Origin of the sequence: Luteibacter sp. 9133 (genome assembly GCF_000800155.1) — a bacterium.
GTDB lineage: Bacteria > Pseudomonadota > Gammaproteobacteria > Xanthomonadales > Rhodanobacteraceae > Luteibacter > Luteibacter mycovicinus.
Genome location: NZ_JUHO01000001.1, coordinates 1,100,053 through 1,115,024, shown reverse-complemented (window position 1 = coordinate 1,115,024; position 14,972 = coordinate 1,100,053). Strand labels below are relative to the sequence as shown.

At 65.6% G+C, this 14,972-nt stretch carries 10 protein-coding genes; 7 read left to right on the top strand and 3 right to left on the bottom strand.

All coding sequences use genetic code 11. The features are described 5' to 3' along the window. The first annotated feature begins 7 nt into the window (after positions 1 to 7). From FA87_RS04740 to ispA, 5 genes are read left to right on the top strand one after another with little or no spacing between them, the layout of a single operon-like run. On the top strand, positions 8 to 967 hold the full coding sequence (locus FA87_RS04740) for an acetyl-CoA carboxylase carboxyltransferase subunit alpha (protein ID WP_043692721.1): 960 nt from the start codon (positions 8 to 10) through the stop codon (positions 965 to 967). A 52-nt stretch (positions 968 to 1,019) separates the two neighbouring features. After that, a complete protein-coding gene (locus FA87_RS04735; RefSeq protein ID WP_036115245.1) occupies positions 1,020 to 1,760 on the top strand; it encodes an NYN domain-containing protein in 741 nt (246 codons plus the stop codon). Then, positions 1,757 to 3,046: a tRNA lysidine(34) synthetase TilS gene (gene tilS / locus FA87_RS04730; protein WP_052191144.1), complete on the top strand. Its 1,290-nt coding sequence runs from the start codon at positions 1,757 to 1,759 to the stop codon at positions 3,044 to 3,046. Before FA87_RS04735 ends, tilS begins: the two co-directional genes overlap by 4 nt. A 48-nt stretch (positions 3,047 to 3,094) precedes the next feature. After that, positions 3,095 to 3,355: an exodeoxyribonuclease VII small subunit gene (locus FA87_RS04725; RefSeq protein ID WP_036115247.1), complete on the top strand. Its 261-nt coding sequence runs from the start codon at positions 3,095 to 3,097 to the stop codon at positions 3,353 to 3,355. Position 3,356: 1 nt separating this feature from the next. Further along, positions 3,357 to 4,241 (top strand): (2E,6E)-farnesyl diphosphate synthase, encoded by an 885-nt coding sequence (ispA, locus tag FA87_RS04720; RefSeq protein WP_139382664.1) that lies wholly within the window; start codon positions 3,357 to 3,359, stop codon positions 4,239 to 4,241. 103 nt (positions 4,242 to 4,344) lie between these two features. On the opposite strand, the gene FA87_RS04715 is transcribed toward ispA, so the two are convergent. Next, positions 4,345 to 4,785 (bottom strand): DUF4870 domain-containing protein, encoded by a 441-nt coding sequence (locus FA87_RS04715; RefSeq protein ID WP_081996462.1) that lies wholly within the window; start codon positions 4,783 to 4,785, stop codon positions 4,345 to 4,347. 105 nt (positions 4,786 to 4,890) lie between these two features. Further along, positions 4,891 to 6,240 carry a metalloprotease PmbA gene (pmbA, locus tag FA87_RS04710; RefSeq protein WP_036115253.1) on the bottom strand — a complete coding sequence of 450 codons (1,350 nt, stop codon included), beginning with the start codon at positions 6,238 to 6,240 and terminating at the stop codon, positions 4,891 to 4,893. 123 nt (positions 6,241 to 6,363) lie between these two features. Here pmbA and FA87_RS04705 point away from each other — a divergent pair, with 123 nt between their 5' ends. Together FA87_RS04705 and yjgA are read left to right on the top strand one after the other, a co-directional pair. Further along, positions 6,364 to 6,612: a DUF1653 domain-containing protein gene (locus tag FA87_RS04705; RefSeq protein WP_036115254.1), complete on the top strand. Its 249-nt coding sequence runs from the start codon at positions 6,364 to 6,366 to the stop codon at positions 6,610 to 6,612. Beyond that, on the top strand, positions 6,609 to 7,163 hold the full coding sequence (gene yjgA / locus FA87_RS04700) for a ribosome biogenesis factor YjgA (protein ID WP_043692717.1): 555 nt from the start codon (positions 6,609 to 6,611) through the stop codon (positions 7,161 to 7,163). The genes FA87_RS04705 and yjgA overlap by 4 nt, the downstream gene beginning before the upstream one ends. Before the next feature lie 481 nt (positions 7,164 to 7,644). Here the strand turns inward: yjgA and FA87_RS04695 are convergent, their stop codons facing one another. Next, positions 7,645 to 14,787 (bottom strand): beta-1,3-glucanase family protein, encoded by a 7,143-nt coding sequence (locus FA87_RS04695; protein WP_197062362.1) that lies wholly within the window; start codon positions 14,785 to 14,787, stop codon positions 7,645 to 7,647. Between the last annotated feature and the right edge of the window lie 185 nt (positions 14,788 to 14,972).

The following is a 14,972-nucleotide window of genomic DNA, read 5'->3' as shown; positions in this document are numbered from 1 at the left end:
CGTATTCATGAATCCCAACTTCCTCGATTTCGAACAACCCATTGCCGAGCTGGAAGCGAAGATCGAAGAGCTTCGTCATGCCAGCAGTGGGCAGGCTTTCAACATCGACGAGGAAGTGGGCCGTCTGCGTGAAAAGCTGAAGATCAAGACCAACGAGATCTTCCGCAATCTCACCCCGTGGCAGATCAGCCAGGTATCGCGCCACCCGGCACGTCCGTACACCCTCGATTACATCCAGGCGATGTGCGAGGAATTCCACGAGCTCAAGGGCGACCGCATGTTCGCGGACGACCAGGCCATCGTGGGCGGCCTCGCCCGTATCAATGGCCGCTCGGTCATGGTGGTCGGTCACCAGAAGGGCCGCGACACCAAGTCCAAGGTGAAGCGCAACTTCGGCATGCCGCGCCCCGAGGGCTATCGCAAGGCGCTGCGGCTGTTCAAGATGGCCGAGCAGTTCAGGATCCCGGTCTTCACCTTCATCGATACGGCCGGCGCGTGGCCGGGCATCAATGCGGAAGAACGCGGTCAGTCCGAAGCCATCGCCCGCAATCTGCTGGAGATGGCCGAGCTGCGTGTGCCGATCATCTGCACCGTGACGGGCGAAGGCGGTTCCGGCGGCGCGCTGGCCATTGGCGTAGGCGACCGCACGCTGATGCTGCAGTACTCGACGTACTCGGTCATCACGCCCGAAGGTTGCGCGTCCATCCTCTGGAAGAGCGCCGACAAGGCCAAGGATGCCGCCGAGGTCATGGGCCTCACCGCGCCGCGCCTGCTCGAGAACGGCCTGATCGACAAGATCGTCCGCGAGCCCCTGGGCGGTGCGCATCGCAGCCCGCAGTCGATGGCGGTTCGTCTCAAGGCCGTGCTGCTCAACGAGCTGGACGCCCTCGAAGCGCAGCCCGTCGAAGCCCTGCTCGAAAACCGCTACAAGCGCCTGCGCGGCTACGGCGCCTTCACCGAGGGCTGATCGTCCCGGCATTGCGGTTACCATCGGCGCATCTCCCCAGCGGACATGCGCCATGGCCGACGTCCTCGTCAAACTCGCCGTCCTGATCGACGCCGACAACGCCCGCCCCGCCATCGTCGACGGCCTGCTCGCCGAAGTGGCGAAGTACGGCACCGCGCACGTGAAGCGCATCTACGGCGACTGGACCGGCCCCAACCTCAACGGATGGAAGGCCGCCCTGCTCGATCATTCGATCCAGCCGATCCAGCAGTTCGCCTATACGTCCGGCAAGAACGCGACGGACTCCGCGATGATCATCGACGCGATGGACCTGCTGTACTCCGAACGCTTCGATGGCTTCTGCATCGTTTCCAGCGACAGTGACTTCACGCGGCTGGCGTCGCGCATTCGCGAGGCGGGGCTGATCGTTTACGGCTTCGGCGAACTGAAGACGCCCAAACCGTTCGTCTCCGCGTGCGACAAGTTCATCTACACCGAGGTGCTGGTGGGCGCCAGCGAAAACGAGGGCGATGAAGCGCCCGCACCGAAGTCCGCCAGCGAACTGCGCGGCGATACCAAGCTTGTCAATCGCCTGCGCAACGCGGTGGAAGCCGCCTCCGATGAAAATGGCTGGGCCGCGCTCGGCGGCATCGGCAGCATCCTCAGCAAGCGCTCACCCGACTTCGATTCACGCAATTACGGCTACGCCAAACTGAGCGGCCTGATCAACGGCATCGGCCTGTTCGACGTGGACGAGCGTCAGTTCGGCAATGCCAAACACCTTTACGTGCGCATGCGAAGCAAGGGCAAATGAGCCGTTCCCTGACCGATCACGTGGCGAGCGCTCTCAGTGACGCTCCCAGGGCTGCGCTCGTCGTCGCGTTCAGTGGCGGGCCGGACTCGAGCGCCCTCCTGCACGCCCTGGCGACCCATTCGCCACGCCCGCCGTTGCGTGCGTTGCATGTGGACCACGGGTTGCATGCCGAAAGCGGCGCGTGGGCTTCGCACTGCCGACGCTTCTGCGACGGTCTGGAAATACCTCTCGAGGTATCCCGTGTCTCCGTGGATCTCAGTCGCGGCGAAGGGGTCGAATCCGCCGCGCGACGTGCGCGGCACGCCGCCTTCGCTGCATCGCTGCGTCCCGGCGAGCGCATGGTGCTGGCACATCATCGGGACGACCAGGTCGAGACCGTGCTGCTGAAACTCCTGCGTGGCGCGGGGCCCGACGGCCTGGGCGGCATGCGTCCGCTGCGTCCGTCAGGCGCGGGGATGCTCTGGCGGCCACTCCTCGACCTGCCGCGCGACGCGCTGCTCGAGCATGTCGCCACGCATGCCCTGTCGACGATTCACGACCCGTCCAACGACGACCCGTCGATCGCCCGTGGCTACCTGCGCGGCAGCGTGCTTCCCGTGCTTCTCGAACGTTGGCCTCAGGCTGGCACCAGCATCGCGCACAGCGCGCGGCTATGCATGGAAGCGGCCGACAGCCTGCGCGATGGGTGGATGGATGCACTGGAAACCGTGCGCCGCCCCGAGGGAACACTGGACGCCGAAGGCTGGCTCGCGCTTCAGTCGGCGTGGCGGACGCCACTGCTCGAGCACTGGCTGCACACGCAGGGCCTGTCCGCCCCCACGACCGGACAGCGACTGCAACTGGAACGTCAGGCCCGCGAAGGTGGCGCCGAAAAGCTTCCGCTGGTCGGCTGGCTGGATACCGAGGTGCGTGTCTGGCGCGGCCGCCTGTGGGCCATGCGGCGCCTGCCCTCGTTCGATACCGAATGGTCGGCCATATGGTCGGGTGAGCCGCTGGCGCTGCCCGGTGGGGGCACGCTCACCCTGGGCTCCGCGCGACTACGGGAGCCGCTCCAGGTGCGCTATCGCTCCGGCGGCGAAACCTTGCGTCCCGAGGGGGACCGGCACACCCGCGAACTGCGTGACCTGTTCCAGCAGGGCGCGGTGCCGCCGTGGCGCCGTCCGCGCATGCCGCTGCTGTGGTCAGGCAAGGAACTGGTCGCCGTCGGATCCCGCTGGATGAGCGAACGCGGCCGACGGCTGTTCCAGGAAGCGGGTGGGGTCCTCACGTGGGATGAGGACGCCTGATTCGCCGCGCGATTGATCAAAAAGCCTATGTGAGCTAGTTTTGCGGCCATGCCGAAGTCGTCCGCCCCTGTCGCCGCCACTCCCTCGATCGCCGAGTTCGAGCATTCGCTCGACGAACTCGAGCAACTCGTCACACGGATGGAAGGCGGCGAACTCAGTCTCGACGAGTCCCTCAAGTCCTTCGAGCGCGGCATCGGCCTCTATCGCCACTGCCAGACGGCGCTGGAGCAGGCCGAACTGCGCGTGCGACTCCTGCTCGATCCCGAAGCCCCCGAAACCGCCGAAGCCTTTGACTCCCGCACCGACTGACCTGCCCGCGCCGCTCAAGGCGCTGGTCGGCCGTGCAGACGACGCGCTCGCGCGCGCGCTGCCCGCCGAGGACCTCGCCCCCACCGAACTCCATCGCGCCATGCGCTACGCGGTGCTGGGCGGTGGCAAGCGTCTGCGCCCCCTGCTCGTCTACGCGGCGGGCCATGCCCTCGGTTGCGACGGCGGGATCCTCGACGCGCCCGCGAGTGCCGTGGAGATCATCCACGCGTATTCGCTCGTGCACGACGACCTGCCGGCCATGGACGACGACGACCTGCGCCGCGGCCGCCCGACCTGCCACATCGTCTTTGGCGAGGCCATGGCGATCCTCGCCGGGGATGCGCTGCAGGCGCTGGCGTTCGAGATTCTGGCCACGCCGTTCGGTTCCGAGGACGACGCCATGTCACGGATCGCCATGCTGCGCACCCTCGGCGCAGCCTGCGGTGCCGAAGGTATGGCCGGCGGCCAGGCCTTCGATCTTTCGGCGGTGGGTACCCGGCTGTCGCTTGATGAGCTCGAGCGCATGCACGCCTACAAGACCGGCGCCCTGATCCGCGCCTCGGTTCGCCTCGGCGCTCTCGCGGCCGGGTGCCGTGATGACGCCTTGCTGCAACGACTGGACCGTTACGGCCATGCCGTCGGACTGGCGTTTCAGGTCCGCGACGACATCCTCGATATCGAGGGCGAATCCGCCGTCATCGGCAAGACCGCCGGCAAGGACGCGGCAGCCGACAAGCCGACGTTCCCGTCGATCATCGGCCTCGACGCCTCGAAAGCACACCTGACCGCCCTGGTCGACGATGCTCTCGACGCCATCGCCCCGCTCGGTCCTCGTGCCGAATGGCTGGCGGACCTCGCCCGCTATTCCGCCAACCGCGGCCACTAACCGCCCACGGCGCGAGGCAACGCGACGGTGAGGCCCAGCCCTGCCGCCGAACGAAAAAAACCCGCCTGAGCGGGTTTTTTTCTTTCCGTCACAACGGTTCGAATCAGCTCACCAGCCGCAAGGCGAACGGATACCGATACGTTCCCGTCTGACTCACCTTTATCGCGGCGAGGATGCAGAAGACGATGTTGACGATCCACAGAACCAGATGCAGGAAGGCACCGATGAGGATCACCGTGAGGATCCAGCAGATCACGTAACCGATAAGCACGGTCAGCTGAAAGTTCAGCGCTTCCTTGGCCTCGGTCACCAGGTAGCCCTTGTCCGCCTTGTCCTTGTTGATCAGCCAGACGACGAGCGGCACGATGATGCTGAGGATCAGCCCGGACAGATGCGTGAGCATCGCCAGGTTCTTGTCGTCGTTGGTGTGCGCGGAGGCGGGCGGCACCGGTTCGTACGGCGGGGCGCCATACGGGGGCGGCGACGGCGGCGGAGGTGCAGGCGGCGGCGGTGTCGGCGGGATGTGGTCGGATGGCGTACTCATGGCGCTGCTCCGTAAGATGTCGCGCCCACTGTCGGAGAGCGCCGTGAGCCTGTCAAGCAGACTTCCGGCAGGGGCGGGCCGTCCGTCAGGACGGCCCGGACCCGGTCATTCGCCGGCGATGGTCATCTTCTCGATGAGCCAGGACCCGGTCAGCACGTGCGAGCGACGATCCACGTCGGCACCGACCGCCGCCAGGCCGGCGTACATGTCACGCAGATTCGCCGCGATGGTGATCTCTTCGACCGGGTAGGCGATTTCGCCGTTTTCTACCCAGAAACCCGACGCGCCGCGGGAATAATCGCCCGTCACGATCGACACACCCTGCCCCATCACCTCGGTGACGAGCAGGCCGGTACCGAGCTGGCGCAGCATGCCGGCGAGGTCGTCGTCACCCGTCTTCACGACCAGGTTGTGCACGCCACCGGCGTTGCCGGTGGACTGCAGACCCAGCTTGCGTGCCGAATAGCTGCCGAGGATGTAACGCTGCAACACGCCATCCACGACCAGCGGCGACTCGACCGTGGCGACGCCTTCGGCATCGAAAACGGACGAGCCCAGACCGCGAGGAATGAGCGGTTTCTCATCGAGCCGGAACCACGACGGCAGGATCTGCTTACCCGCGTGGTCGACGAGAAAGCTCGACCGGCGGTACAGCGATCCGCCACTGATCGCGCCGAGCAGGTGTCCGAGCAGGCCGCGGGCGACTTCCGGTGCGAACAGCACCGGCGACTGGCGCGTACCCAGGCGACGCGCATTCAGACGCGAGAGCGTGCGCTCGGCGGCCTTGCGACCGATCTCGGCGGGGTCCATGAAGTCCTGCGCGCGGCGGCCACTGTCGTACCAGTAGTCGCGCTGCATGGCGTCGTCCTCGCCCGCAATAAGCGCGACGGACAGCGAATGGCGCGTGCCTCGCTCGCGGCCGAGGAAGCCATGCGAGTTGGCGTAGACCGACAGGCTCCGGCCCGTGTTGACACTGGAACCGTCGGAATTGGTGATGCCCGCCACCTCGCGACCGCCGTCCTCAATGGCCTGGCCCAGCGCGATGGCCTGATCCACGTCGAGGTCCCATGGGTGCCAGAGGTCGAGGTCGGGGAAGCTCGTGGCCATACGGTCGGCGTCGGCCAGACCGGCCGCCGGGTCTTCCTCGGTGAACCGGGCGATGGCGCAGGCCTGCTCGATCGTGGCCTGGATCGAGTCCGGATTGAGGTCCGCCGTACTCGCGGAGCCCTTGCGCTGGCCGAAGTACACGGTCAGCGAGAAGCCGCGGTCACGGGTGTGCTCGACGGTCTCGACCTCGCCCAGACGGACGTTGACGCTCAGTCCCGTGTCAATGCTGGCGGAAACCTCCGCCTGGCTGGCGCCGGCCGCGCGGGCCCGGCGAATGGTGTCCTCGGCAAGGGTGGCGAGGCGGTCGAGGTCCTGCTGGCTGCTGTCGGCGGTGGAAACGAGGCTCACTTAGGGCTTCCCGGAGGGCTGGGTTAGAATGACGGGCCGCACGCGGCCAACCCATCGGATATGGGGCCGCGTGACCCGATCAAAAGCAACGCAGCGCACCGTCCATGGTGCCATGGAACCGTTATGAGCATCCGTGTCGGCTACTACCGCCACTTCAAGGGCATGCCCTATCGCGTACTGGGCACCGCCCGGCACAGCGAGACGATGGAAGAACTCGTCGTCTATCAGGCCCTCTATGGCGAACACGGCCTCTGGGTACGCCCGGCCAGCATGTTCGCCGAGACCGTCCAGCACGACGGCAACACCGTACCGCGCTTCGCCTTCGAGCGTGACGCCACCGATCCGCTCGCCATTCAGGAGACCCAGGCATGAGGCCGCATGACGACCGTCCGCGCACGGACGAGGAAGAAGAAGACTTCGGCCCCAGCCGCAGCGAACTGCGCCGCAACGCGCTCGATATGCTGAAGCTCGCAGGCCAGCTGATGGACCTGCCGCCCAGCCGCATCCCCAAGCTGAAGCTGCCCGACGACATCGTCGACGAGATCGGCCGCACCCGGAAAATCACGGCGCACATCGCCCGCAAGCGTCAGCTCGCCTACCTGGCCAAGCAGATGCGCCGCCATGGCGACGCCGCCTTCGTCGACGCCCGCGCCGCGCTCGGTGAAGACCGTGATCGCCAGCGTCAGGAAGCCGCGCACATGCATCGCCTGGAGGCGGCGCGTGAAAAACTGCTGACCGGCGGTGACGAAGCGCTCGGCGAGCTGTTCGACAAGTACCCCGATCTCGATCGCCAGCACGTGCGATCGATCGTGCGTCAGGCACGCGTCGAGCGCGACGCGAACAAGCCGCTGCATGCGTTCCGCGAGATTTATCGGCTGTTGAAAGAGCTCGAAGCTTCGCAGGCGGACGACGCTGCGGAATGAAGATGAGCCCGGCCGATGCCGGGCTTTTTCTTTGAGGTGTTCGTGTATTGGTTTCATGCATGACGGCATGGACCGCGCCCTGACTTTGGGGCAATTCCGAAAAATGCGGCTGATTTCGGGGGCTGCGGTAATCCCGTGTCGCGAGCAGGCTCGCTCCTACAACAGCGGTAGCGGGTGCGCGGTGGCGGGCGGTCGCGGGCGGGCGGTGGCAGGCGGACGGCAGCGGGTGAGCAAGCGGTCGCTTTCAGCTCGGTATACCTCACCGATCAGAGGTGACGTCGGTTGCCGTTCCTGGAGCGCTTCCGCACGAAGGCGAAGGCCGTAGGAGGACTTAGCGACAGGAATGGCAGCCGGCGGCGCCCTCCCTCAGTGCGAACGCTTCGAAGCGAACAGCGATGGCGAAGCCGAGCCATCCCGAGAAAGACAAACAAAAAGGGCGACGGATCACTCCGCCGCCCTTTTCCTTTTTCACGTACTCAACTTACCAACCAATCCCCAGATCCAGATGCTCCGGCTGGGTCTCGATCAGCGTCGAGCTCTGATCCGACACATCGTCATACGCAAAACCGTACGCCTTGCCGTTCACCCCATGCAGGTGCCAGAAGCGCGCGTAGTAGTTCGCCGGCGACTGCAGGTAGAACGCACCGGCGTCCTTCCACTCGCTGTTGTCTTCCATCACGTGACGGTTGAACGCCGCACAGATCTGCGCCTCGAGCTGGCCTTCCACGCCCCACGGATCGTTCGATCGCGCCAGCGTGCCCTTACCTTCGAGCACATCCTGCGTGGTCGGCTTCTGCACGTTGAAGAGCATGCCCTGCGGCTCGTCCGGCTCGTGCGTGTCCGCCCAGTTCGTGTGTCTGAACACCAGCACGCCATCGACCACGGAACCTTCGAACTGCTTGGCACCGATGCTCATCTGCAGCACGTGGGACTGGTAGTACGTCCACGACTGGTCGATGTAATCGTCGAAGTAATGCTCCTGCGGCTTGCCCACATCGAACGCCGCCTTACCCGGGGCCAGGATCCGGATCGGATCGGCATCGGCGATCTGGAACTCCGCCGGCACCTCCTGGTTGTACTCGGCGAAGATCTGCGCACGTGTCTGCGTGATACCCGAGCTCACGTGACGGGTCTTGTTACCGCCGTACACATCGAGCGACAGCGGGATGGAGAACTGATCCACCTGCGTCGTATTGATGAAGATGGCATCGTCGTTCCAGGTGAACTCATACCAGTCGTAGTACACGTCGATGTTCGGGTCCGTCGCGTTAAGCGGGTTGGGACCGGCAAAACCGATGGTGTTATCGGCCGCCTTGAGCACCTTGATGTACATCGGCTCGCCGACCGAGACGAAGATACGCCCCGAACTCAGCTTCGGCAGCTTGAGCAGTTTCGACTGCGCGAGCGTAAAGAAGTAGTTCGGATAGTTCTGTCCGTTCTTGGTCAGGTGACCCGAACCATCGTTGTCCTCCACGGCGAGCGGCACGGTCGTGCCGTCCGGCTTCACCCATGAGAACACGTTGGTGGTCGGGTCGCGGCCGATGACGGCGACGAACACCTTGTCGTCGGGCCACTTGCCGTTGGTCGCGTTGCGCAGCTGCGTACCGATGAAGCCCGGGTACACGTCGTAGTCGAAGCCCGTGGACGGATCGTTCGTGCCGGTGCCCGGATTGGACGGATCGGTCGGCGTCGTGCCGGCGTCCGCACCGTACACCTCGAACTCCCACAGCGAGTAGCCGTACTGCGTGGAACGCGTCTGGCCGTGCATGCGCACGTATCGGGCCGAGACGGCCGGGAAGGTCAGCGTTTCGACCCCACCGGTGCTGCCGGCCTTCGCGTACGCGGTGCTCCAGGACTGGCCATCCATCGACACCTCGATCAGATACTTGGTGGCATGCGCGTTCTCCCAGTTCAGTACCACCTTGTTCACCGACTTCACCGAGCCGAGGTCGACGCGGATCCATTGGTCGTCCGTGAAGCCCGAGGACCAGCGCGTACCGGCGTCACCGTCGTTGACGTTGGCTGCCTTGAATGCCACGGCGTTCTCGGTATCCGATGCCAGCACCGGTCGATTCAGTGCCAGGTTGCCACTGGCGGGTGCCGGATCCTGCGAGGCGACCGGCTGCTGCACCGTCAGCGTCGCCGCGCTGCTGGTGACGCTGCGGCCCGACGCATCGGTGACGACCACATCGTAGCTACCCGCGTCCGCGGTCGTCGCGGTGAAGCCGAAGGTCGCCGATGTGGCACCGGCCACCGAGGCGGCGTTACGTCGCCACTGATAGCTGACCGCGCTACTCGCCTTGACGCTGACGCCGAAGCTCGCCGCTTGCCCCGCCGTCACGCTCTGCGACTGCGGCTGGGTGATGAACGACGGCGGAGGCGCGGCGGCATACACCTCGAACTCGAACATCGAGACACCGTAGCCGGTGTTGCGCTTCAGGCTGTTCATGCGCACGTACTGCGCCGTCTGCACCGGGAACGTCTGGGTGTCGACGCCACCCTTGCCCACAACCGGACCCACGATGGTGTTCCACGACTTGCCGTCGCTGGAGACATCGATGGTGTACTGCGCCGACGACGCGTTCTCCCAGCGCATGATCGCGTGGTCGAAGCTCTTCACCGACCCCAGGTTGACCACCAGGTCGACCGGATCCACCTGCTGCACCGAACCCCAGCGCGTATCGAAGTCCCCATCGATCGCGGCGGACGGACTCAGGTCCGGACGCTCGGTACCGAGGGACGACGACGCGGACGCACCGGCGGAAGCGAGCGCGATGTTCACGCCACCCTTGCCGTCACCCGGCTTACCCGGGCTGGCCGGATTGCCACCGCCGTTGTCGTTGCCGCCACCCGGCTGCGTCACCGGGCCGGCCCATGCCGGCGGATCGAAGCCATCCGTCGAATTATCAACCGTCAGCACGACGTTGTTGCTTGCCGCGGTGATGCCCTGCGCGCTGACGACATTGACGCGATACACCGTGCCATTCTGCGCGGCCGTGAGGGCACGCGTGGCATAGGTACCGTCAGCCGTGCTCGAGACGAACGTGAGCACGTCCTGGTCGTTGGCGTCCCTGGTCACCGTGTACCAGTCGTAGCTGAGCGGACCCACGCCCGTCGCCGTCACGGCGAAGTGCGCGGAACGACCGACACCGGCCTTCTGGGCGCCCGGCTGAGCAGTGATGTTCGGCGCGACCACCTTCGTGCCCTTGACGCAGAGCACATGGCCCGGATTGTTCTCGGCCACTTCGCGACGGATATCGCCCAGCGAACTCACCTGGAAGGCGAACGTCGCGTCGGTCGGATCCTTGCCATCGGTCCACGTATTCCATGCGCCCGGGAACGCGGCACTGGAGTAATGCTGACCGCTGATCGCCAGCGCCTCGTCGACGGTAGGCAGACGCATGCCGTCCTGCGCGCAGGTCTGGATCGCGATGGACTGCGTGAACTGCGCACCCTGGTCGGCGAAGCCTCGCTGCACGCGATCCCACTGCAGGCCACTGAGGTTGTCCGTTACCAGCGTCGAGCCCGTCGCGGACGTGTAGCGATCCGTGATGGCGCAGCAACCGGGCGAGTTGTACACCTCGAACTCATACAGCGAGTAACCGTAGTCCGTGGCACGCTTGACGCCCTGCATGCGGACATAGCGACCCTTCACCGGGTGGTCGAAGGTGAAGTCCTCGGTGCCACCGTTGCTCGTATCGGTGTGATACGCGTCCTGGAAGCCGCCGTCGGGGCTGTCGGAGTACTGGATCTTGTACTCGCTGGCGTGCGCGTTTTCCCACTTCAGCACGACGCGGTTGAAGGTCCGTGACGAGCCGAGATCGACCGTGATGTTCGCGTTGTCGTCGCCGACCTTCGAACCCCAGCGGGTGGTCTCGTCACCATCCACCGCCTGCCATGCGGCGGTGCCGTTGACGTTCTCCACTTCCGTGGACGAGGTCGCCTTCTCCCGGGCGAGATTGGCTCCCGGCGGCGCCAGCGTGAGCTTCGCCGAGGCGGTCGCGACAACGCCGGTGATGTTGGTCACCGACACGGTATACGTGCCGACATCGCTCTGCTGCACGGAGGGCAACGTGAGCGTGGGCAGATCGTCGCCCACCGCGACGCCACCGACCGACCACTTGTAGTGGAACGGCGAGGTGCCCGCTACGAGCGTGGACGCGTCGAACGTCGCCGGCTGACCCGGGTTGGCACGCACATCGGCCAGCGCACCGGTAAACACCGGCGGACGCGCGGCATTCACGGTGAGGTGAGCGGGCACCGACGACGCATTGCTGCCGAAGTTCCTGATGACGACAGCGTAGTTCACGTTGTTGTCGGCCACGGTCAGGCTCGGCGTGACATAGCTCGGGCCATTCGCACCCGGGATCTCCGCCGCGCCTTTCATCCACTGGTAGCTGAGCGTGGGCGAACCCGACGCGACCACCTGGAAGTGCGCCTGCTGGCCCTCGTCGACGTTCTGCGCGATGGGCTGCGTCGTGATGGTCACCGGGCTGAAGGCAAACACCTTCAGCAGCGCGGGGGCCGACTCCTGATCCGGGCCCTGTCCGTGCACGACCACCGTATAGCTGCTGCCGTCATCCGCACGCGTCGACGCCGGTGTCACATAGCTCGCGCTGGTGGCGCCCGCGATGGCGACGCCGTTCTTCTTCCAGGTGAACGTGAGCGGCGGCGTGCCGGACGCGGTCACGGAGAAGTGACCCACATCGCCCTCGGTCACGTCCTGCCCGATGGGCTGCGCGATGATCGACGGCGGACCCGAAGCATTCGGAGCCGCGGGAACGTCGACGATATTGAACGTCGCCGTGCCTGCCGTGAGGCCGGCCGCCGTGGCGGTGACCGTGACCTGGCCGGCGGTGAACTTCGAGCGCAGGGCGATCTTCTGCAGGCCACCTTCGAACTGCAGCTCCGGCGAACCCGGTGAGTGATAGCTGTGAATCGGCTCGGGGATGCCGCCATTGTTGTCCGGCACTTCACCGGCGCTGTAATCGACGTACTGCTGCGTACCGCCCTGATAGGTCACGATGGACGCGCCGCCGGTGACTTCGAAGGTCACCTTCTGCGCCGCCGTCGGTACGACGACGCCGTTCTTGTCGACGACCTTCGCCACGATGAACGCGGCGTCGGAGCCGTTGGCGGTGACCTGGAAGCGCGAGCCATCGGGCTTGACCACGTTCGGCACGACGTCGAGCTCGATGTGATCGGCGGTGCCTGCCGTGGTCAGCGTATCCTGCACGGACTGACCGTTGGCATCGGTGCGCACGTTGCCCAGTGCGTCGAGGCACTGCGCGGTGGCGGTACCCGACTGCCACGTGAGGTTCCAGTGCACCTGGCCGGGCAGCTTGGTGGTGGCCTGCGCCTTGTCGGCACCGACCATCTTGCCGGTTTCTTCGTCGACCGGGCCGTTCTCGAGCGCGTAAGACGCTTCGTCGATGGTGTCCCAGGTATTGGGCACCTGATCGCTGCCCTGCGGCACGCCATTCACCAGCAGGCGCACCTTCGGGCAGTTACTGAATGCATTCACCTGGATATTGCCGGGGCGATTCCAGTGATTGGCCAGCTTGACCACCGGCCGCAGTTCGTACGGTACCCACACCGATTCGTAGATGTAGTACAGCATGCGCGGAAAGCGGTTTGCATCGGTCATCGATGCGTTGTTGCCGCGCACGTTGTGGCGGAAGCCCTTGATCGGCTTGCCGTCGGCGTGCGTCGCGATACTTCCGTCCGCGTTGCGCTGGTAGGTCCAGTGCGTCGCGTCCTCGAGACCTTCGACCATCTCGATGACTTCGCCCGGCGTATCCGACATGTACCACTGCGCCATGCCGAACGTACCGACCTTGCGCGCCTGCGAATACGGCACGAGGTAGTTGAGCGCGAAGGCCAGCTCGTAGTCGTACGAATGACGCAGCGTACCCGGACCCCAGTATTCCGCGCCCCAGGCCGGTTTGTTCGGGAATTCGTTCGAATGCAGGTAGGTTTCGCAACCGGCCTTCGAGCAGCTGAGGATGTCGCCATTGGCGGCATCGGGCGTGCGGTCGGCCGCGGCGCGCGGTGCGATGCTGTCCCACGTGCGTGCCAGCGCGCGAAGTTCCACCGCGAACGGTGTCGACATCACGCCATTGTCGTGCTCCCACGCGAGGATCGACGGGTGGCTGCGATCGCGGATCACGATGTCACGATGGACCTCGCGCTTGATCGTCCACATGTCGTTACACGCCCGGTCGCCGGTCGCGCAGGGCGTGGCGAAGCCGTTCTCGCCGTCGCCGCTGGGCTGCACGATGAATACGCCCAGCGCATCCGCCGCCTCGACGAATTCGGGACTGGACGGCGAGTGACCCGGGCGCCACAGGTTGCCGCCACCGGCGGCCAGCTGCTGCAGATCGCGCCATTGCTGTTCTTCCGGCACGGACGAGCCGAGCGCGGGGTAGTCGTAGCGGCCGGAGCCGCCCCACATGTATTGCTTCTTGCCGTTGATGTACGGGAAGTCCTTGTCCCAGGTGATCACGCGAATGCCGAGCGTGCTCTGCTTCGCATCGACCACGACGCCGTCGATACTGACCGTGTGCAGCACCTTGTACAGGTACGGCTTGCCGTCCAGGCTGTTGTTCGGAAACCACAGGTGCGGGTTGCTCACCTGCAATGTTTCGTCGAAAACGGGTGTCTGGTCGCTGGGCACGTAGTTTGCCGGCAGCGACTTCTGCTGCTGGTCCGACGTCACGACGTTGCCGTCGGCGTCGACGATCTGGGTCGTCAGCGTGACCGTCTTCGCGGCGGCGGTTTCGTTCGCGACGTTGGTCTGCACGCGTACGACGGCCGAGGTGTGGTCGGCACTCAGGCTCTGCGTACCGACGTAGGTACCCCAGGTGTTCTGACCCGCGTAGACGTTTTCCGGGATGTGCACGAAGTTGGTGACGTGCAGCTTTACCGGGCGAAACAGGCCCGCTTCGGCCTGGCCAAAACGGAAGGAACCGGAGAAACCCGGGTCCTCGAAGAAACCGCCGCCGCTGCGGCTGACCTTGACGGCCAGCACGTCGGTGCCGTCGAATTTGAGGAAAGGCGTCAGGTCGACGATGTGCGGCACGAAGCCGATGACGTGGGTCGCCTGCGCGTCCTTCTGGCCTGGCTGGTTGAGCACGCCGGTGCCGGGAACGAAATGGCCGTTGATGTAGACACGGTCACCCGTGTGCGCACCTTCGAACTCGACCATGACCTTCTTGCCGGCGAACTTCGCCGAGTCGTCGAGCCTGACGCGATACCAGCTGGTCTCGCCGTCCAGGCTGCCCTGGCCACCGCCGGACTCCTGGTTGATGAAGGTGGTGAAGTCGTTGGCCGCGTGCGGGATGCCGACGGTCAGCCACGCGCTGTCGTTGTAGTTGACCAGGGCGCCGTCGTCGCCGTTGGGCAGCGGCGCGTAGGTCACCGGATCATTGGGGTTGGTGATGGCCTGCTTGGTGTATTTCCAGGGCCGGGCACCGAGATTGATGTCCTGCCGGTCCGAGGGCGCGAGCGTGACGGCTTGCGCCGTCGCGGTCACGCCCAGGAGCGCGATGACGAGCAAGGCGGACAGCCTCGCCAGCCTCGCCAGCCTCGGCGTACCGTGGGGTGATGTGGGTTGTCGCTTCATGGACGAGGGGTCCCCTGTATGTGCCACGTGTGAGGTGAGCCGCGTGATCGACAGCACATTCCCAGGCGCGCACGAACGCCTGCGCCAGCGCATGTCGCGCCGGCGGTCTTCGTTCGTTTCGCGGTGAGTGGAGGCGGACCCGCCTTGCCCCGGGCTTTAGCCATCCATACGCTGTCAGCGCGGAT